Annotated in this window: 14 protein-coding genes; 3 read left to right on the plus strand and 11 right to left on the minus strand. The window is 72.6% G+C overall.

What is annotated here, in order from left to right:
• Positions 1-37: 37 nt before the first annotated feature.
• Positions 38-514 (minus strand): hypothetical protein, encoded by a 477-nt coding sequence (locus tag OIU81_RS04970; RefSeq protein WP_329144214.1) that lies wholly within the window; start codon positions 512-514, stop codon positions 38-40.
• Positions 515-979: 465 nt separating this feature from the next.
• Here OIU81_RS04970 and OIU81_RS04975 point away from each other — a divergent pair, with 465 nt between their 5' ends.
• Positions 980-3,361: a GH92 family glycosyl hydrolase gene (locus tag OIU81_RS04975; protein WP_329144217.1), complete on the plus strand. Its 2,382-nt coding sequence runs from the start codon at positions 980-982 to the stop codon at positions 3,359-3,361.
• A gap of 86 nt (positions 3,362-3,447) precedes the next feature.
• Here OIU81_RS04975 and OIU81_RS04980 read toward each other — a convergent pair whose 3' ends face one another.
• The 4 genes from OIU81_RS04980 to OIU81_RS04995 all read right to left on the minus strand — a co-directional run bounded on the left by OIU81_RS04980 (position 3,448) and on the right by OIU81_RS04995 (position 9,105).
• A complete protein-coding gene (locus tag OIU81_RS04980; RefSeq protein WP_329144219.1) occupies positions 3,448-3,660 on the minus strand; it encodes an EF-hand domain-containing protein in 213 nt (70 codons plus the stop codon).
• A gap of 83 nt (positions 3,661-3,743) precedes the next feature.
• Positions 3,744-6,218, minus strand: a complete 2,475-nt coding sequence (locus tag OIU81_RS04985) for an excinuclease ABC subunit UvrA (protein WP_329144221.1) — start codon at positions 6,216-6,218, stop codon at positions 3,744-3,746.
• A gap of 20 nt (positions 6,219-6,238) precedes the next feature.
• Positions 6,239-7,618 carry an NAD(P)/FAD-dependent oxidoreductase gene (locus OIU81_RS04990; protein ID WP_329144223.1) on the minus strand — a complete coding sequence of 460 codons (1,380 nt, stop codon included), beginning with the start codon at positions 7,616-7,618 and terminating at the stop codon, positions 6,239-6,241.
• 314 nt (positions 7,619-7,932) lie between these two features.
• Positions 7,933-9,105 (minus strand): CapA family protein, encoded by a 1,173-nt coding sequence (locus tag OIU81_RS04995; protein ID WP_329144225.1) that lies wholly within the window; start codon positions 9,103-9,105, stop codon positions 7,933-7,935.
• Positions 9,106-9,299: 194 nt separating this feature from the next.
• Here OIU81_RS04995 and OIU81_RS05000 point away from each other — a divergent pair, with 194 nt between their 5' ends.
• Positions 9,300-10,103: an alpha/beta fold hydrolase gene (locus OIU81_RS05000; RefSeq protein ID WP_329144227.1), complete on the plus strand. Its 804-nt coding sequence runs from the start codon at positions 9,300-9,302 to the stop codon at positions 10,101-10,103.
• Positions 10,104-10,154: 51 nt separating this feature from the next.
• On the opposite strand, the gene OIU81_RS05005 is transcribed toward OIU81_RS05000, so the two are convergent.
• From OIU81_RS05005 to OIU81_RS05020, 4 genes are all read right to left on the minus strand, one after another.
• Positions 10,155-12,239, minus strand: coding sequence for a restriction endonuclease (locus OIU81_RS05005; RefSeq protein WP_443073929.1), 2,085 nt, complete (start codon positions 12,237-12,239; stop codon positions 10,155-10,157).
• Positions 12,240-12,420: 181 nt separating this feature from the next.
• A complete protein-coding gene (locus OIU81_RS05010; protein ID WP_329144231.1) occupies positions 12,421-12,765 on the minus strand; it encodes a DUF1330 domain-containing protein in 345 nt (114 codons plus the stop codon).
• A 142-nt stretch (positions 12,766-12,907) separates the two neighbouring features.
• The gene (locus OIU81_RS05015) at positions 12,908-14,587 is read right to left on the minus strand and encodes a DUF6895 family protein (protein WP_329144233.1); all 1,680 of its coding nucleotides are present in this window, start codon (positions 14,585-14,587) and stop codon (positions 12,908-12,910) included.
• A 79-nt stretch (positions 14,588-14,666) separates the two neighbouring features.
• Positions 14,667-14,885, minus strand: a complete 219-nt coding sequence (locus OIU81_RS05020) for a hypothetical protein (protein ID WP_329144235.1) — start codon at positions 14,883-14,885, stop codon at positions 14,667-14,669.
• Between the two features lie 885 nt (positions 14,886-15,770).
• On the opposite strand from OIU81_RS05020, the gene OIU81_RS05025 reads away from it, so the two are divergent.
• A complete protein-coding gene (locus OIU81_RS05025) occupies positions 15,771-16,613 on the plus strand; it encodes a nitroreductase/quinone reductase family protein (RefSeq protein WP_329144237.1) in 843 nt (280 codons plus the stop codon).
• A gap of 30 nt (positions 16,614-16,643) precedes the next feature.
• Here OIU81_RS05025 and OIU81_RS05030 read toward each other — a convergent pair whose 3' ends face one another.
• Both OIU81_RS05030 and OIU81_RS05035 read right to left on the minus strand, forming a co-directional pair.
• Positions 16,644-18,206 (minus strand): AMP-binding protein, encoded by a 1,563-nt coding sequence (locus OIU81_RS05030; protein ID WP_329144239.1) that lies wholly within the window; start codon positions 18,204-18,206, stop codon positions 16,644-16,646.
• A 305-nt stretch (positions 18,207-18,511) separates the two neighbouring features.
• Complete coding sequence (locus tag OIU81_RS05035; RefSeq protein ID WP_329155616.1) at positions 18,512-18,682, minus strand: hypothetical protein; 171 nt, start codon at positions 18,680-18,682, stop codon at positions 18,512-18,514.
• Positions 18,683-18,843 lie beyond the last annotated feature (161 nt).

Below are 18,843 nucleotides of genomic sequence, written 5' to 3' on the forward strand. Positions count from 1 at the left end.
GGGACCGGCGGATCGATCGGCCGGCCCCCGCGCGCGGTCAGAAGACGAACGGCCCCGGCGACTGCGGGGAGGTGGCGTGACAGGTGGCCGTGATGCCCAGCACCACGACCGTCAGCGAGGTGGCCGCCAGGCTGTCCCCCGGAGCGACCGTGCCGGTGAGGGGGCCGGTGGAGACCTCGCCGCCGGCCGGGATCGCCGGGTTGGCGCTGCCCTTGAACTGCGTGGTGCCCGAGCCGTTCTTGGTGAGCGTGAGGGTGGAGGTGACCGAGTGCGCGCCGATGGGTATGGGGGAGCTGATCGCCTTGGTGGCCAGGCTGATGGTCGCGGCCGTGCCGTTCTCGGTCGCGGTGAGCGTCGCCGAGCCGGAGCCGTACCAACCGCAGTCGAACGAGAGGGTCGCGGTGCCGGGTGTCACCGCGGTGGCGGCGGGCGCCATGGCGAGTGTGCCCGCGGCGGCGAGGGCGACGCCGAGGGCCGTCCCGAAGCCGAGTCTGCCGGGTCTGAGGTGTCTCATGGGGGTACCGCCTTCGTGAGGGGGGTGCGGGTCGATACCACCGGCCGTCGAGGGGGTACGCGAGGGAACGACAGGCAGCCACCCGGGGGCCGCGGCCGGACCCCGTGCCGACCGGACGCCATGATCTGACGAACAGTCACCAACCCGTATGACGCTGCCCATTGAGGCACGCACCCCTGAAGAGAGCAAGGCAGGCACCGCATGATTTTCGGGTGCCGCCCCCACCGCGCCACCGCTTCCCTCCCCTTGCCCCACTGCCACCTCCGGGGCCACACCCGCACCCGCACCCGCCTCCAGGCCCCGGACGCACCGGAGTTACCCCCACGCCCTCTTGACGCACATCTGACCGGCCCCAAGAATGAGCGCGCCTTGACAACGTTGTCGAACGCCGGCGCCGGGTGCACCTGCCGTCCCCGCGCCCGGCGATCCCGTGCGACGACGACCCGACCCCGGAGGTCCGAATCCATGCCATGGCTCAGACGTACCCGGCTGCGTACCGCGGGCGCGGTGCTGGCGGCCGCGCTCCTCGGGTGTGCGCTCACGGCCCCCGCCGCACAGGCCGAGCCGCCCGGCGGCCCGCTCACCGATCTGGTCAACCCGTTCATCGGCACCCGCAACGACGGCAACACCTACCCGGGTGCCGCCGTCCCGTTCGGCATGGTCCAACTCTCCCCCGACACCGGCCATTACGCCGGCTACGGCTGGGACGACGACCACATCCGCGGCTTCAGCGCGGTGCATCTGTCCGGTGTCGGCTGCGGGATCGGCGGTGATCTGCCGGTGCTGCCCACCACGGGCGACATCACCGAGACCGACAACGCGAAGTACGCGGCCGCTTACGGCCATGACGACGAGTCGGCCCGCCCGGGCTACTACCGCGTCGGCCTGAAGTCCTACGGCGGGATCACCGCCGAACTGACGGCCACCACCCGCACCGGCAAGCAGCGCTACACCTTCCCGGCCACCGACCGGGCCAATGTGCTGCTCGACGCGGGCCAGTCGCTGCACCGGACGGTCTCGACGCGGGTCGAGGTGCTCGACTCCCGCACCATCCGCACGACGATCACGGGCCGCGGCTTCTGCCAGGACACCAAGCCGTACACCGTCCACACCCTCACCCGCTTCGACCGGCCCTTCGCCTCGTACGGCACCTGGGACGGCGACAAGGTGACGGCGGGCTCCCGGGACTCCACCGCCACCGGCCGCCACGGGGCCTACGCCCGCTTCGACACCCGCACGGACCGCACCGTCGAGGCGACCACCGCGATCAGCTATGTGGACGCGGCGGGCGCGGCGGGCAACCTGCGTGCCGAGGGCGGCCGTTCCTTCGACCGGACGAGGGCCGCGGCCGACGCCGCCTGGGAACACCGGCTGGCGCTGGTGCGGACGCAGGGCGGCGACCAGGCGCTGCGCCGCACCTTCTACTCCTCGCTCTACCGGTCCTTCCTCGCGCCGAACATCGGCAGTGACGTGGACGGCCGTTACACCGGCTGGGACCAGCGCGCCCACCGGGCCGAGGGGTTCACGTACTACCAGAACTGGTCACTGTGGGACACCTACCGCACCCAGACACAGCTGCTGTCGCTGCTGGCGCCGGGTGAGGCCCGCGACATGGCGCTGTCGGTCCTGCGGATCGACAAGGAGAGCGGCTGGCTGCCCAAGTGGGGCTACGGCACGGTCGAAACCAACATCATGACCGGCGATCCGGTCACTCCCTTCCTCACCAACGCCTACCAGCAGGGGCTGTTGCGGGGCCATGAGGAGGAGGCGTACGCGGCGCTGAAGAAGAACGCCGACGGGGTGCCGCCGGCCGACTCCCCGGCCATCGGGCGGGAGGCCAACGCGCAGTATGTGAAGGACGGCTTCGTGCCGTACCTCAAGGACCACCCGCATCCCAAGTCCGGCGACTCCGACTTCGCCCAGGGCGCCTCGGCGACCCTCGAATACGCCCTGTCGGACGCCATGCTCGCCCAGATGGCACGCGATCTGGGCCACGGCGGGGACGCCGACCGCTATGCGGCCCGGTCCCGCAACTACCGCACACTCTTCGACAGTTCGACCGGCTTCTTCCGGGCCCGCGACGGGAAGGGCGCCTTCACCGGCCCCGCCGACCCGGCCAAGAGCGTGGGCTTCCACGAGGGCACGTCCTGGCAGTACCAGTGGCTGGTCCCGCAGGACCTCCCGGGGATGCTGGCGCTGATCGGCGGCAAGGACAAGGCCGACGCGCGCCTGGACGCCTTCTTCGCCTACCCCCGGTTGCTGGCGGACCCGGGGAAGACGGCACGCGAGGTGTGGGTCAACGGCCCCTACGACTACTACAACGCGGACAAGTACAACCCGCAGAACGAGCCCGATCTGATCGCGCCGTACACGTATCTCTCCACCGGCCGCCCCTGGAAGACGACCGATGTGGTGCACGCCGCGCTGACCCTGTTCACCGACGCCCCCACCGGGATGACCGGAAACGACGACCTGGGGACGATGTCGGCGTGGATGGTGCTCTCCTCGATGGGGATGTTCCCGGTCCAGCCGGGCACCGACACCTGGGGACTGAGCACTCCGGTCTTCGACCGGGTGGATCTGACACTGGACCGGCGCTTCTACCCGTCCGGCCACTTCTCCGTCACGGCGCCCGGTACGTCCTCCGCCAACCGCTATGCACAGTCCGTCCGCCTGGACGGCACCGACCATGACCGCACGTACCTCACCACCGGCGATCTGCGCGCGGCCCACGAACTGTCCTTCACCGTGGGGCCGAAACCGTCCGCCTGGGGCACCGGCGCCCATGCCGCCCCACCGCCGGTGGGCGGCTCAGCCACACAGCGGCAGCGCGATCACCGGCACTGAGATCAGGGCTGCCGAGAGCAGGGCGGTGCCGGCCCGACCCCCCGTGGGCCGGCACCGCGCCCTGCCGAGCGTGGGCCGGGCCGGCGTCAGCCCTGCAGGGCCTGCCAGAACTCGTCGAAGGACATCTTGCCGTCGTGGTCGGTGTCCTTGGACTTGATGACGGCCTCGGCCATCGGGCCGGTGACGTAGGGGTCGCCCATCTCGGCCATCGCGTGCTTGAACTCGTCCGGCGTGACCTGGCCGTCGCCGTCCGCGTCGAACCGGTCGAACGTCGCCCGGGCCTGCTCGATGTTTGCCATGAGAGGGTGCCCCCTTCGTGATGGTGCGCAGTGCTGCGCGGTGCTGTTGCCTGGTGATCTGACCTGCGTACATTAGCGGACCGTCAGGAGGCGTCCGGCCGCGCCCTCTGCCGGGCCAGATAGGGCGCGGTACGGCTGCCCGGGGCCGCCGCGACCTCGGCCGGCGTTCCCTTGGCCACGATCCGGCCGCCCTCCGCGCCGCCGCCGGGGCCGAGGTCGATGACGTGGTCGGCGCCGGCGACCACCCCCATGTCGTGCTCGACGACCACCACGGTGTGGCCGGCGTCGACCAGTCCGTGCAGCTGGTGCAGCAGCACCTCGGTGTCGGCGGGGTGCAGTCCGGTGGTGGGCTCGTCGAGCAGGTAGAGGGTGTGGCCGCGGCGGGTGCGCTGGAGTTCGGAGGCGAGCTTGATGCGCTGGGCCTCGCCGCCGGACAGTTCGGTCGCGGGCTGGCCGAGCCGCAGATAGCCCAGGCCGACGTCCTGGAGGGTGCGCAGGCTGCGGGCGGCCGCGGGGACATCGGCCAGGAAGCCGGCGGCCTCGTCCACGGTCATCTCCAGGACGTCGGCGACGGTGCGGTCGCGGTAGGTGATCTGGAGGGTCTCGGGGCGGTAGCGGGCGCCGTGACAGGTGCTGCAGGGCGCGTAGGTGCCGGGCAGGAAGAGCAGTTCGACGGCGACGAAGCCCTCGCCCTGGCAGGTCTCGCAGCGGCCGGCGGCGACGTTGAAGGAGAACCGTCCGGCGGTGTAGCCCCGGGCGCGGGCCTCGTCGGTGGCGGCGAAGACCTTGCGGACCGCGTCGAACAGCCCGGTGTAGGTGGCGAGGTTGGAGCGCGGCGTCCGGCCGATCGGCTTCTGGTCGACGCGCACCAGCCGGTCGATCGCCTCCAGCCCCGCGGTGCCGGTGAGCTCCGCGCGGACGCCCGGTCCGGCGCCGGTGGCCTCGGTGTCGTCCCCGCCGGCCGCGGTCTGCCGTTCCTCGCCGGTGCCGGTGCCGAGGTGGTCGCGTACGGCGTCCGCGAGGACCCGGGTGACCAGCGTCGACTTGCCGGAGCCGGAGACGCCGGTGACGGCGGTGAAGACGCCGAGCGGGAAGGTGGCGTCCAGACCGCGCAGATTGTGCAGGGTGATGCCGCGCAGCGTCAGGGCGCCCGCGGGGCGGCGCACGGTGCGCGCGGGGGGCGGTTCGGTGGCGAAGAGGAAGCGGCGGGTGGCGGAGGCGGCGGTGTCCGCGAGCCCGGCGACGGGTCCACTGTGCAGCACCTGTCCGCCGTGTTCCCCGGCGCGCGGGCCGACGTCCACGATCCAGTCGGCGCGGCGCACCACCGCCATGTCGTGCTCGACGACGAACAGGGAGTTGCCCGCTTCCTTGAGCCGGCCCAGCACCGTGAGCAGCGACTCCGTGTCGGCGGGGTGGAGTCCGGCGGACGGTTCGTCCAGGACGTAGACGACGCCGAAGAGGCCGGAGCGCAGTTGGGTGGCCAGTCGCAGGCGCTGGAGTTCACCGGCGGACAGGGTGGGCGCGGGCCGGTCCATGCTGAGGTAGCCCAGGCCGAGTTCGGTGAGCACCTCGATGCGGGCCACCAGGTCGCGGGCGAGGGTCGGGGCGGCCCCGTCGTCCGCCCGCCCGGCGGTGGGCCGCAGCAGCCGGTCCAGCGCGCTCAGCGGCTGCCCGGCAAGGGTGGCGATGTCGTGCCCCTCGAAGGTGACGGCGAGTGCCTCGGGTCGCAGCCGCCGCCCGAGGCACACCGGGCAGGGCTCGGCGACCATGAACCCCTGGACGCGCCCGCGCAGCGTGTCGCTCTTGGAGTCGGCGAAGGTGTGCAGCACATAGCGGCGGGCGCTCATGTACTGGCCCTTGTAGGGGCGTTGGATCCGGCCCACGTCGCGCACCGGGTGCACGGTGACGACAGGCTGTTCATCGGTGAACAGGATCCAGTCACGGTCGGCCTGCGGCAGCTCCCGCCAGGGCCGGTCGAGGTCGTATCCGAGGGTGGCGAGGATGTCGCGGAGGTTCTTGCCCTGCCAGGCGCCCGGCCAGGCGGCGATGGCACCCTCGCGCAGGGAGAGCGACGGGTCGGGGACCAGGGACTCCTCGGTGACGCGGTGCACGGTGCCCAGGCCGTGGCACTCCGGGCAGGCGCCGGCCGCGGTGTTGGGCGAGAAGGCGTCGCAGTCCAGCCGCTGCGCACCCGGCGGGTAGTCGCCGGCGCGGGAGAAGAGCATGCGCAGGGTGTTGGACAGGGTGGTGACGGTGCCGACCGAGGAGCGGGAGGTGGGCGCGGAGCGCCGCTGTTCCAGGGCGACGGCGGGCGGCAGCCCGGTGATGTCCTCGACCTTGGGCGCGCCCACCTGGTGGATCAGCCGCCGGGCGTAAGGGGCCACCGACTCGAAGTAGCGGCGCTGCGCCTCGGCGTAGAGGGTGCCGAAGGCGAGGGAGGACTTGCCCGACCCGGACACCCCGGTGAACGCGACCAGCGCGTCCCTCGGGATGTCCACGTCGATGTTGCGGAGGTTGTGCTCACGGGCGCCGCGCACCCGTACGTACGAGTCGGTCATCCCCCCATGATCGGGCACCGTCAGGGTGTGTCCGGGCCGGACGCGAGGGCGGCGCGGATCCGCTCGCGGGCCTCGTCCCAGGCGAGCGGGGTGGCGACGACCGCGCGCAGGGCACGCAGCCGGCGGGGCGGGAGTCCGGCGGCCAGCACGCCGACGGCGCTGCCGTCCCGGCCGTAGAGGGCGACGGCATGCCGCTGGGCCCGGTCCAGGACGGTGGTCTCGACACGGTCGGCGCCCGCGGTGAGGCCGTAGGCCTGGATCTTGAGGTGGTACTGGTCGGACCAGAAATACGGGACGGGGGCGAAGGGGCGGCGTTCCGCTGCCGGGGCGGCGTCCCCGTCGCCGTCGGCGGGGGCCTCGGCGGCGAGTTCGGCCAGGAGGTTGCGGGCGGCGGCCATGCCCTGCTCGGTGGCGTTCATCCGGTGCTCGAAGCGCAGCGGACGGCCGTGCAGCGGATGGTCCCAGCGCGCCACGTCACCGGCGGCGTAGATGCCGGGGGCGGCGGCGCAGTACGCGTCGCAGCGCAGCCCGTCGGTGGTGTCCAGGGCGGGGTCGGCCAGCCATTCGACGGCGGGCCGGGAACCGATCGCCAGCAACACGAGGTCGGCCGGCAGCCGGCTCTCTCCCCCGGCGGCTACGCCCCCACTGCCGGGGGGACCCCCCTTGGCCAGCCGGACGGCGGTGACCTGTCCGTCGCCCGCTCCCGCCGGGTCCGCAGGGCCCGTCTCGAAGCCTTCCACCGTGCCGGTGCGCAGCTCGACGCCGCGGGCGCGGTGCTCCTCGGCGAGCAGTTCGCCGACCTCCGCGCCGACGGCCTCGGCCATCGGGGTCGCCGTGATGCCCACGAGGGTGACCTCGTGCCCCAACTCCCGGGCCACCGCGGCCGCTTCGCAGCCCAGTACGCCGTTTCCGACGATCACCAGGCGCCGTCCGCCGCCGGCCAGCAGACCGCGCAGGGTCAGCGCGTCGTCCAGGGTGCGCAGGGTGTGCACACCGGCGATCCGGTCGGCGCCGGGCAGCGAGCGGGCCGCGACACCGGTCGCGATGATCACGCCGGCGCAGGCGAGCGTCTCCGGCTCCCGGCCTCGCTCGGGCGGGGAGACCCCCACCCCGCCGTCGAGGGTGAGGGTGCGGGTGGCCACGTCGAGGCCGGTGGCGCGGGTGCCGAGCCGCAGGTCCAGGTCGAGCGGATCGAGCTGGTCCTTGGTGCGCAGCAGCAGCTTCTCCGGCTCCCAGGCGCCGTGCAGCAGCTGCTTGGACAACGGCGGCCGGTCGTACGGGAGGTGGGGTTCATCGCCGATGAGGGTGAGCGGACCGCGCCAGCCGCCGCGCCGCAGCGCCTCGGCCGCGGCGAGGCCGGCCGCCGAGGCGCCGACGACGGCTATCGGCCGGGCGGTCATGCGCGCACCTCGCGCACGGCGGCCGGGCGGACGGCGGCGCCGCGGGCCGTGTCGGCATCAAGGGTGATCTTCATGGCGGAAGGCTCCGTGGGGGTTGTCGGGGTGTGCAGGAGCGGACGGACCGGTCCGGTACCACGATCACCCGTCGACGGTGCCGATGTCACCAGTTAACGGGCGGGGCGTGACGGCGGTGAAGGGACATACCGGTATGGAACGGGAGCTTGCCGGGGTCGTCAGGGGCGTCAGGGGCGTCAGGGGCGTCCAGGGTGCTGCGGCGCGTGTCGTCGCCCCCTCACCTCCCCCTCACCTCCCCCTCACCTCCCCCGCGTCAGCCCGTCGGCCGCCGCGCCCCGGCTCAGTACCGCCTTGCCGATCTTCTTGCCGACCTGGCCGTGACCGGTGGTCCGACCCAGTTTGCGCACCCGCACCCGCGCCCCTTGCTCGGCGAGCTGAGGGATGTACTCGGCCCTGACGACCCGCCAGCGGCCTCCGGCCGGGTGCGGCGGGGCGAACCGGAAGCGGGCGATGCTGCTCCAGGTGCCGTGCGGCTTCTTCGTGGCCCCGGTGATCTGGTCGCCGAGCCCGTAGACGACCCAGGTGCCGTTGACCTTCTCGTAGGGCTGCGGGGTGTGTGCCCGGGTGCCCACGATCAGATCGATGTCGGGCCGCCCGTGGGACCTGGAGGCGGTGAGCGCACGGGCGAGCGCGAGCTGCCGGCCGTCGGGGGCCGTGCGGTGCGCCGCGCCCCAATACGGGCTGACGACCACGACGTCGGCCCCGGCCCGGCGGGCCGCCCGGGCATCGTCGATGATCCGCCGCTCGTCGAGCGGATCGACCACCCAGCGCGCGGGCGCCGCGCGGCGGGCGCCCCCGGTGCCCTCGGTGTACGACAGCTGGGCCACCCGTGCGCCGCCGGGGGCCCGCAGCAGCGCCGGGCTGCCGCTACCGGCCGCGTCACGCGCCGAGCCCGCATGCCGCAGCCCGACGGTGTCCAGCGCGTCCAGGGTGCGCCGCACACCCGGGACGCCCTGATCGAGGGCATGGCCGGAGGCGGTGGCGCAGGAGTCGTAGCCGGTCGCCTTCAGGGCGGTGGCGATCTGCGGCGGCGCCTGGAGCACGGGGTACCCGGCGAAGGGCCCGTCCAGCGGCCCGAGCGGTGCGCCGAGCTGACACAGCGCCAGGCCGGCGGAGGAGATGACCGGCCGCACGCCCTTGAGCATCGGCCGGTAGTCGTAGCCGTCGTGCGCGGCGTCCTTCCGTGCCGTGGCGAGGACCGCCGGCTGGGAGGGGAGGACGGCACCCGCGGCGACCAGCGTGAAGGGCCGGCGGGCGGCGACGACGGGGGCGCCGGCGTGGGCGCGGGGCGAGGGTTCCGGGGTGGGCCGCGGCGCCGGCCGCGGTACGGCGTGCGAGCCTCCGCAGCCCACGGCCAGCGCGGCCAGCGCGACCAGCACGGCAACGGCGGCAGACCGGGTGTACGCGCTCATGCTCGACACATATCAGCAGATTTATGCCAGCAAATGGTCCCGTCCCCCGGTGTCCGGCACTCTCCCCCATACGGACCCCTGGCTCCCGCGGGCTCGGGGGAGGTGGCGGAGCGCGCCGGGCGTACGTCCGGCGCGCTCGGGCCGGCCGTCCGTCCCGGCCCTCGGCCGCCGGGAACCCTCTAGCATCGGCACGTATGAACTGTGAACCGCCTCCGGGCCGTGAGCCGCTTCATGTGACGGTGTGGGACGAGGCGACGCCCGGTGCACCGCGGGCGCTGCTGGTCCACGGCACCATGAGCTGGGGCACGGAGTGCTTCGCGGGCCAGCGGCCGCTGGCCGAGATGTTCCGTCTCGAACTCGTCGACCGGCGCGGCTTCGGCGACAGCCCGGACACCGAGCGCAGCGACTACGCCATCGACGCCGAGGATCTCACCCAACTGCTCGGCACCGGCGCACACTTGGTCGGGCATTCCTACGGCGCGGCCGCCGTGATGCTGGCCGCTTCGGCCCGCCCGGAGGCCGTGCAGTCACTGACCCTCATCGAGCCGTCCGTGCTGCGCACCGCGGCCGGGCATCCCCTCGTGGCGGCCGCCCTGGAACGCATCCGGGCGTCGTTCGCAGGTCCCGCCGAGGAGTTGAGCCCGCACGAGCATCTGCGGCGGTCCACCGAGCCGTACGGCCTGCCGCTGCCGGAGTCGACCCCGCGGCTGCTGCGTGCGGTGCGCTCGGCGATGCGCGAACGGCCCGTGTGGGAAGCGGAGATCCCGCTCGGTCCGCTGGCCAGAGCGACCATGCCCAAGGCGGTCATCAACGGGACCTGGGAGACCGCGCACCCGGCCTACCGGGAGTTCACCGGCGAGGCGCTGGCGGCCTGCGGGGAGTATCTCGCCGAGGTGATCGGCGCCCGGCACATCCGGGTGAGCGGCGCGGCCCACGCCCCGCACCAGGACCGCCCGGAACAGGTGAACGCGGTACTCACCCGGCTGTGGCAGCACTGACGAGGGCGGCGAAGCCGGGGGTGTGGAGCGGACCGCAGCTGCCCCGCCCCCTCACGCGACCTCAATGCCGTACTCCTGCACCAGCGCCTCCAGGCCGCCGGCGAAGCCCTTGCCGCCGATCACGAAGTCCCAGTCACCGCCCGGCCGTTGCCGGAACGAGCCCAGGACCAGGGCGGTCTCTCCCGGCCGCCCGTCCGAGACCTCCAGTTGCCCCAGCTCCTCCCCCGAGGCGTCCAGCAGCCGGATCCGGGCATCGGTGAAACCGGAGAGATCGGCGTCGGGGTTGACCTGGGGGTCGATCGCGGCGACCAGGACCAGCCGGTCGGCGTCCGCCGGCAGCGCCTCGAACCGCACCTGCATCGCGGCACGGTCGGGGGCGAACCCGGGCAGCATCCGCACCGAACCGTCCGGATTGCGCGGGTTGTTGTAGAAGACGAACTGCTCGTCGCCGAGCACCCCGGCCCCCTTGCACACCAGGGCACAGACATCGAGGGCGACCTCGCCGGACCAGTTCATGCCGAGGATGTTGTGGTCGGGTGGCTCCTCGGCGGAGTCGGGCCCGGCCGGGGCGGCCGCGCCGAGCCGGCCGCGCAGCCCGTACCGTCCGAGCAGATCGACGAGTTCGGGTCCGGCGATGAGGCCGAGCGGCTTGCCGTTGGCGAAGGTGTGGGCGCCGGGACCGAACCGGGAGGTCGTCACCAGCACGCCCTTGTTGGCGCCCTCGGACTGGACGGTGCCGTAGAGGTCGCGGACAGCGGTGGGCGGGACGGTGTGGCGGTAGCGCTTGACCTGCACCACGATCTTGCCGCCGCGGACCGGGTCGGGATCCAGCGCGTCCACATCGACCCCACCGTCGCCGGACCGCTGGGTGGTCACGGCCTGCATGCCCATGGCCCGGAACAGTTCGGCGATCAGGTTCTCGAAGGCGACCGGGTCCATCTCGTAGAGATCCGGCTCGCTGTCCGTGCCGTGCGAGACGACCGCGGCCCCGCCGTCGACGTCGCCGGGCAGCCGTCCGGGGCGCACCGCGGCCCGCTGGTCGGGGCGGGCGGAGAGCTGGCCGCGCAGCCCCTCGGTCAGACACTCCACCGCGCTGACCTGTTCGAGGCGGAGCAGGCCGAAGGCGCCGCGGGGCGCCATGACGGTCGCCAGACACACCCGGGCGGGGCGGCCGGTCGCCGGGTCGACATCGTCCACGAAGCCGTTGAGCGCCACCGATTCCAGCGTCCCGTGGGTGTCGGCGGCGAAGAGGTCGCGCAGCACCAGCAGCATGCTCTGGGCCAGCACATCGCGGTAGAGCGCCCGGCACTGCGCGGCCGGCCGGGCGGTCTCCTTCTCCTGGTCGGCGGTGGGCATGTACCGGACGGATTTGGTCTGCGGAACGATGTCGTAGCCGGGGAGTTCCCAGTCCAGCACGAGCTGGCGGGCGGCCGGGTCGTAGGCCGCGGCGACCTGCCGGGGAAAGCCCTCCGGCCAGGCTATGGAGGAGTACAGCGCGGCCGAGAAGTACTCGACGGCCGCATCCGCGTCGCCGTCGCGCAGGCCGCGGCGCAGCTCCTCGATGCCGGAATTGTGTGCCCGGATGTCCTGCAGCGCCCCGGCGGCCCACTGGTCGTACTGCTGCCGGTAGGCGGTGAGTTGGGCCTGCCGGCGGCTCTCCGCGGCCTGGGCGGCGTACCAGTCCTGTTCGTAGCGGGCGCGGGCCTCTTCCTGGGCGCGGTCGCGGCGGGCGCCGAGTTGCCAGCCGCCGGTGGGCGTGTGGTAGCGGGCCGGGTCGGGCATCGGCACCGGGGTGGCCAGGGCGCCGGGCGCGAACTCCTCGACCTGCTCGGGGCGCAGCAGCGCGGCGGTGGTGAAGGCGGGGGCGCGGCAGCCGTCGGCGAGCAGGCCACAGAGCGCGGCGACCCGGGCCGCCAGCTCCTCGGTACGGCGGCGGGCGTCGGCCTCACGCTGCTGCCGGTAGGCCGTCTGCCGCTCGCGGTGCATCCGCGCCATGGCGCGTTCGGCGTCCCGGGCCTGCCGCTCCTGGTCGCGCTGCTGCTGTGCCAGCGCGCGGCGCTGGGCTTCCTGCTGGCGCTGCTGCTGACGCTGCGCCTCGGCCCAGACAGCCATTAATCCATGGGAACGGCGGCTCATGCTGGTCTTCGTCCTCCCCCCGGGGCAGCTGCCCCCGGAAACCCTTCGGAAGCGGCCTCACCTGCGCTGTTGATACGACTTTAGCGGGGGAGCGCGAGACCGGTCACCGGTTGTGGACGAAGAGGCGCCGCGTTGTCCACAGCGCGCCCCGGCCGGCACCGCGACCGGGGCGCGTCCGGCGTCATCCGGCTGCCGCGGCCCGCAGCTTCGCCGCCGTCGTCGCCGGGTCGTAGCCGTCGGCCACGCCCGGCACCAGCACCACATCGCCGGCCATGTGCCGGGTGCGCAGCGGAAGGATCTCCCGGTAGGCGGGCGAGTCGTACCAGCCACGGGCCTGCGCCATGTCCGGGAAGGCGATGACGACGACGGTTCCGGGCCAGCTGCCCTCCTTGACCACCGCCTCGTCACCGTGCACGAGGAAGCGGCCGCCGAAGGGGTCCATCGTCGCCTGGATGGTCTCGATGTACGTGAGGATCTCCGGGTGCAGGCCGGCGGGACGCAGGTGGGCGATGGCGTAAGCGGTCATGGTGCGGCCTTTCCCGTGGGCGGTTGGTCCGTCGGTGTCCACCGTTCCATTCGCCGCGGCACGGGTCGATTACCTCCGGGGTCATCGCGGCGGCTTCGGCCCCCGGGGAGCCCGCGCGCCAAGGCGGGGTGCCCACAGCCGGTTACGCCACCGGCGACCCGGTTTCGGCCGGTGCGCTCGCGTCGGTTGTGGTCGGGGCCGGGCCCGGCCCTCCGGCGGCATGCACGGCTGCCAGGGCGGTGACGACGCTCTGCGTCCATGACAGCATCGCCCGCTCCCGCTCCTCGGGATCGTCGCAGGCCGGGCGGCCGAAGGCGCCGCACGGGCTCTGCTGGGCGAGGAGGAACGCCACGGCGTCCCGGGTGAGACGATGCGCCGCCCCTCCCCTGCGGGCCAGGTCGCGGACGATGCCGGCGATCTTCCCCAGGTGATAGTTCCTCCAGGCCCCGGGCAGGTCGCCGGTGGCCGCCTCCGGGGCCGCAAGCGGCGCCGTGGTTCCGCCGCCGGTCAGCGCGGCGGCCCGCCGGGGGGACAACAGCCCGAGGTCGGCCAGACGCTGGACGCTGGGTGCCGCTTGGGCAGGGACGGTGTCCAGGAGTTCGACGGCGGCCGCGGTGGACGTCAGGAATCCGTCGAGCGAGACACAGGTGATGCCGTGCGCCCGCAGACCGGACGCGAAGGCGCCGACGACCTCCATCCCGTGCTCCTGCCACACGGCGGCGTCCGCCTCCGCGAGGCGCGCGGCGCAGTCGAGGAGCAGCGGGCGGGTGAGTGCGGGCTCGCCCAGGGCATCGGCCGCGTGGGCGGCGGCCGCGGCGGCCGGCAGCCACCTGGCCGGGTCATGGCGCCGGACCGTACGAGCCAGCCACTCCACCGCCCGCCGCAGTGGTTGCGCCACGTCCTGACGGGAGGGCAAGGCGGTGGGCCGGGCCGTCCGCAGCACCCGGGGACTGCGGTCCAGGAGCGCGGCCAGGGCGGCGACGATGGTGGTGTGGTAGCCGGTGGCCCAGTGCCCGTAGGCGTCGTCGCCGTCGGTGAGGCCGGGGTGCACCACGCCCTGGGGGCCGTTCACCCGCCCGTCGGCCTCCTGGACCGAGAGCAGGAACTCCCAGGCCCTGCACGCCTCTTCGGAATCCCGCACCCCCAGACACAGCAGACAGCACAGCAGCTCCCCCACCAGGTCGGCATTGCCCTGACCGCGGGTGAGGACGAGAAGTGCCTCCAGGAGCTCGACCGCCGCGCCCTGGTCGAAGCTCCGTGGCCCGCTCGGCCGGCGCAGACCGAAGTCCGTGACGTAGAAGATCGTGTGGGTCAGGGCGTAGATGTCGCGGTCGGCGAGCTTGAGGACGTTGGGGCTGTTGTGCAGCAGCGTGAAGGGCATCACCTCCGCCATGGACGGCAGGGTGTGCGCAATGCCGCACAGCTCCAGGGTGTGCAGCAGATCGAGCTGCCGGTAGGGGATCCGTTCGAAGGCGGCCGCATAACCGCCCGACACCGCCTGCTGGATGAGGGTCCGGAACTCCGGGTCCTCCCGCCCGCAGAGCCGCAGTGCCGCATACGTGCCCGCGTACAGCAGGAGGGCGGCCTCGTCCCGGGCGATCAGCTCGCGGTAGGAGGGCCGGGCCGCGATGTCCTGGATCGTGTCCAGGAGGGCCGCATGGTCGCCGTCCAGCGGCGCCGGGTCGAGACGCGCCCGCAGTCCCACCAGGAACGCGGTTTCGAGGAGGGCCTTACGGGCGAACAACACCCCGTTCGGGGCCGCGTGGGCCGGGTCGATCCGATCGCGGCGCGCAGCGAGCCAGGCGACTGCCCGTGACCCCACCGCGCGCCTCTCTGCCGATCCGTCACCGGGCTGCGTCGTGTCCATTGAATGCCTCCCGGCGATCGGTGCTGTCGATGCCTCAGTTGCCGGCGGTGGTGGTGGTGTCGTCGGACTCCGCTACGTGGTTGGCGACCACCAGGACGTAGCGCTCCCAGGCGAGCACATAGCCGGCCACCTCATCGAGTTGGCTGACCTGGTCGACGACGCGCTCCAACGGGACGTTGAGGTCGACGAGCCCGCTGGTTCTCAGGAAGTCGAGCGCCTTCCGGGCATCGACAGAAGGGGGAGGACAGGACATGACTTGCTCCTTTTGAGTGGTTCGAAGGGACATTGCGAGTATCACGACGAATGACTGGGTGGTCACCGCATGCACTCCCTGTCGAAGCGCGGGCGCTTCCATCGGACCTGTTCGGAGCCGCTGTCGAGCGCGCCAAACCACCCCGAGGGGTGGGTAATCGCCAAGAGGTTCGGAAGAAAAGGGCGCGGCTTGACTCCGCCGCTACGGGGTCGGGGTTGACCGTCGGGGTCCCATCAGTCGCATCCCTACCGGGAGTTGGGGGTGGGAGCGGATCGAACCGGGTCGTCGGGCTGACCGTCTCGCACCGGGCCGGATCACGCGGGACCGGTCCGAGCGGAACCGAACCTCCGCGCCCATCCGGCGTTGCCCGCTCACCCTTACGGCATTACCCTGATGGCGTGACTACCGGGTCGGCCATGGGCCACGAGCGAGTGAGGTTCCCGGTCACCACGTGACCGCGAGGCGGGCGATCAGAGGCCCGCCCCTCCCCTCCTCCACAGTTCGCGCGTTCCGCGCCTTCTCCTCCGTATCTGTAGACGAATTCCGCCTGCGGGCCGTGCTGTTCGCCTACGGGATCCGGGATACGGACCACGGGTCACGCGCCACGAGCCGCACATTCCGCAAGCCTGCGCACCTTGCATGAATGCCGCTCCCGTCTCGTTCCCCTTCCGCGTTCCTCCTTCCCTCTTCTTCTTCCCTCTTCTTCTTCCCCCTTCCCCTTCCCGCTCCACGGCCATCTGCCGCCATTCCACGGCCCGTTCGCCGTGCACTGCGTCATGCCTTATTCGCGGGCACTGCGCCATGTCGGTCCAGCGTGCCCGCGATGGGTCCGTACACCTCCCGCGGACTCGTCCGCGCTCACCACTACAGGAGAAAACACCCACCATGCCCAACGATTTCAACCGACGGATCATCGAGGAGTTCCGCGCCCATGGCGGGCGGGTCGGTGGCCCCTTCGAGGGCGGCCGTCTGCTGCTGTTGACGACCACCGGCGCCCGGTCCGGTGCGTCGCACACCACCCCGCTCGGCTACCTTCCCGACGGTGGCGGACGCGCCCTGGTCATCGCCTCGGCCGCCGGGGCGCCCCGGCATCCGGCCTGGTTCCACAACCTGGTGGCCCACCCCCGCGTCACGGTCGAGGCCGGCGTCTTCACTTACGAAGCAGAGGCCCTCGTCCTGGAGGGCATCGAACGCGACCGCGCCTTCGCCCGCGCGGCCGAGGCCGATCCCGGATGGTCCGCATACCAGGACCGGACCGAGCGGGTACTCCCGGTGGTCGCCCTCCAGGAAATTCCCGCGGGGCCGCCGAATATCGCCGCTGCCTCGGCGGGTGCCGCGCTCAAGGCCGTACATGACGGATTCCGGCGGGAACTCGACCTGATCCGCAAGGAAATCGCCGCATCGGGCCCGGGCCTCGGCGCCCAGCTCCGGGTCAATTGCCTGACGCTCTGCCAGGGTCTGCACCATCACCACACCGGTGAGGACGCCGGAATGTTTCCGATGCTCGGCCGGGGCCATCCCGAACTCGCCCCGGCCCTGGAGCGGATGCGCCAGGAACACGAGAAGCTCGCCGTTCTTCTCGGCGAACTGCGCCAGGTCATTTCCGCGCAAGACGCAGATCCTGAACGGGTGCTCGCCGAGGTCGAGCGGCTGACCGGGGAGGTGGAAAAGCATCTGGCCTACGAGGAGAAGCAGTTGATCCCGGTCCTCGACGGGCCCGTCTGCTGAGACCGGGCCGCGCCGGGCGGGTCAGGGCGGTCAGATCGCCCCGTCGTGACCCGCCCAGTACGGGTCCCGCAGCTGCCGCTTGAAGAGTTTGCCCGACTCGTCGCGCGGCAGCCGCTCCTCGAAGACCACCGCGCGGGGCACCTTGTAGCCGGCGAGCCGCCCGGCGACATGGGCGCGTACCTCCTCGGCGCTGAGCACCACACCCGGTTCGGTCTGCAGATGCGCGGCGAGGGTTTCACCGAACTCCTTGTCGGGGATGCCGAAGACCGCCGCATCGCTGATCCCGTCGAGGGCCAGCAGACAGCCCTCGATCTCGGCGGGGTAGATGTTGACACCACCGGAGATGACCATGTCGTTGCGGCGGTCGCTGAGGTAGAGGTAGCCGTCCGCGTCGAGATGGCCGATGTCCCCGATGGTGACGTAGCCGGGCAGGTCGGGCGCTTCCATGGCGGCGCGCCGGTCCGGGTCGCCGAGGTAGGTGAACCGGGGCCAGTCGTCGCCCGGTTTGAGGTAGATGTCGCCGGTGTCGCCGGCCGGCAGCGGCTTCCCGCCGGGGTCGAGGACCGCGACCGCGCAGGTGCCGGTGGCCCGTCCGACGGTGCCGGGGTGATCCAGCCACTCCGCGCTGTCGCACCATGTCACGGCGCCGGTCTCACTGCCGCCGTAGTACTCCCGCAGGACCGGTCCCAGCCAGTCGATCATGGCGTGTTTGACATGCGGCGGGCAGGGTGCCGCGGCGTGGACGACCGAGGTGAGCGAGGAGAGGTCATAGCGCTCGCGGACCTCCTTGGGCAGCCGCAGCAGCCGGACGAACATCGTGGGGACGACCTGCACCTGCTCGATGCGGTGACGGTCGATCAGCCGCAGGAATTCCTCGGCGTCGAACCTCGGCATCAGCGTGATGTCCAGCCCGGCCGCGAGGGCGAGGACGGCGTGCTGGCTGGGCGAGGCGTGGTAGAGCGGGGCGGGGATGAGGGTGCGGCCGCCCGGAGCGACCGCGAAGTACTCCAGGAACCGCTGCACCGCTTCGTCGAGCCGGTCCCGGGCGACCGGTTCGCGCAGTACCCCTTTGGGGCTTCCCGTGGTTCCGGAGCTGTAGATGACGGTGGGCGGGTGCTCCGCGGCGGCCCGGTCGAGCGGGGGATGACCGGCCAGCCAGCGGTCGAGCAGCGGATGGTCGCCGGAGGGGGCGGGCACCTCGAACCCGCAGGCGGCCGCGACACCGGCAGGGACGGCAGCCTCGATGATCCGTACGCCGTCGGGGAGCACCGCGCTCACCCCGGCCAGCAGGTCGGTGTGTGCGAAGACCACCTTGCTGCCGCTGTCGGTGAGCACATGCCGCAGTTCATGCTGCCGGAAGTGCCAGTTCACGGGCACCGCCGAGGCCCCGGCCAGGGCGGCCGCGGCGGTGATCTCCAGATGGGCGGGCTCGTTGCGCATCACGACGGCGATCCGGTCGCCCGGTTCCACGCCCGCGGCCCGCAGGCCGGTGGCGATCCGCGCCGCACGCTCGAGGAAGGCCCGATAGTCGCGTTCATGGCCCGCACAGCGGATGGCCGGGATGCCGGCGGCGGACGGGACGACGGCTTCCATGGTGCCTCCAATGAGTGCGACCTGGCCGCTCATTGAACCGTCACGTCCCGTTGTCCGCCAGGGTGACGAGGGTGGGCCGGCGGACCAAACGCCGACTTCCGGTCAGCTCTCCCGCGACCGGCCCCGCCCGTCTCAACCAGCGGGAATCACGGGGGTGCCGGGCTTCCAGCCGCCGACCGCAGACAGCCCCGGCCCCAGCGCCAGCCCCCACAGATCGTGGCGCGACGCCGCCGCGCCCGCTCGGGCGCCGGCCCCGCCCCCAGGGAAATCGCCCCAGGGGCAGGACCGGCGCAGGGTTCAGCTGATCAGTCGATGCCGCGGAAGATATTGGACTCGGCGGGGTCGTCCTCGCAGCCGGCCAGGCGCACCGGGGCACAGCGGTCCCAGACTTCCAGATTGCGGACTTCCTTGATCCGGCCTGGCCGCTCGCCCTGCTTCAAGCGGGGCTGCTTGTGTTGAGCCTTGTGCAAAGCCACCACGCACTCCTTCATCGAGGTATTGGTCTGACGCGGTGGCGCCTTGTTTCACAAACCGGGAGGTCAGCCAAGGTTTGTGGCGTTCCCGCGACGGGCCAATGGTGTTGGCGTCTCCCAGAAAGGTCGTCCGTCGTCCCTCAGAGTAACTACGCCGCACGCGC

The sequence above is a fragment of the Streptomyces sp. NBC_01454 genome, from assembly GCF_036227565.1.
GTDB lineage: Bacteria > Actinomycetota > Actinomycetes > Streptomycetales > Streptomycetaceae > Streptomyces.

Bases quoted from the DNA above. Each gene is read 5' to 3' on its own strand.
- OIU81_RS04970 (WP_329144214.1), bottom strand. From the start codon at position 514: ATGAGACACCTCAGACCCGGCAGACTCGGCTTCGGGACGGCCCTCGGC.
- OIU81_RS04975 (WP_329144217.1), top strand. From the start codon at position 980: ATGCCATGGCTCAGACGTACCCGGCTGCGTACCGCGGGCGCGGTGCTG.
- OIU81_RS04980 (WP_329144219.1), bottom strand. From the start codon at position 3,660: ATGGCAAACATCGAGCAGGCCCGGGCGACGTTCGACCGGTTCGACGCG.
- OIU81_RS04985 (WP_329144221.1), bottom strand. From the start codon at position 6,218: ATGACCGACTCGTACGTACGGGTGCGCGGCGCCCGTGAGCACAACCTC.
- OIU81_RS04990 (WP_329144223.1), bottom strand. From the start codon at position 7,618: ATGACCGCCCGGCCGATAGCCGTCGTCGGCGCCTCGGCGGCCGGCCTC.
- OIU81_RS04995 (WP_329144225.1), bottom strand. From the start codon at position 9,105: ATGAGCGCGTACACCCGGTCTGCCGCCGTTGCCGTGCTGGTCGCGCTG.
- OIU81_RS05000 (WP_329144227.1), top strand. From the start codon at position 9,300: ATGAACTGTGAACCGCCTCCGGGCCGTGAGCCGCTTCATGTGACGGTG.
- OIU81_RS05005 (WP_443073929.1), bottom strand. From the start codon at position 12,239: ATGAGCCGCCGTTCCCATGGATTAATGGCTGTCTGGGCCGAGGCGCAG.
- OIU81_RS05010 (WP_329144231.1), bottom strand. From the start codon at position 12,765: ATGACCGCTTACGCCATCGCCCACCTGCGTCCCGCCGGCCTGCACCCG.
- OIU81_RS05020 (WP_329144235.1), bottom strand. From the start codon at position 14,885: ATGTCCTGTCCTCCCCCTTCTGTCGATGCCCGGAAGGCGCTCGACTTC.
- OIU81_RS05025 (WP_329144237.1), top strand. From the start codon at position 15,771: ATGCCCAACGATTTCAACCGACGGATCATCGAGGAGTTCCGCGCCCAT.
- OIU81_RS05030 (WP_329144239.1), bottom strand. From the start codon at position 18,206: ATGGAAGCCGTCGTCCCGTCCGCCGCCGGCATCCCGGCCATCCGCTGT.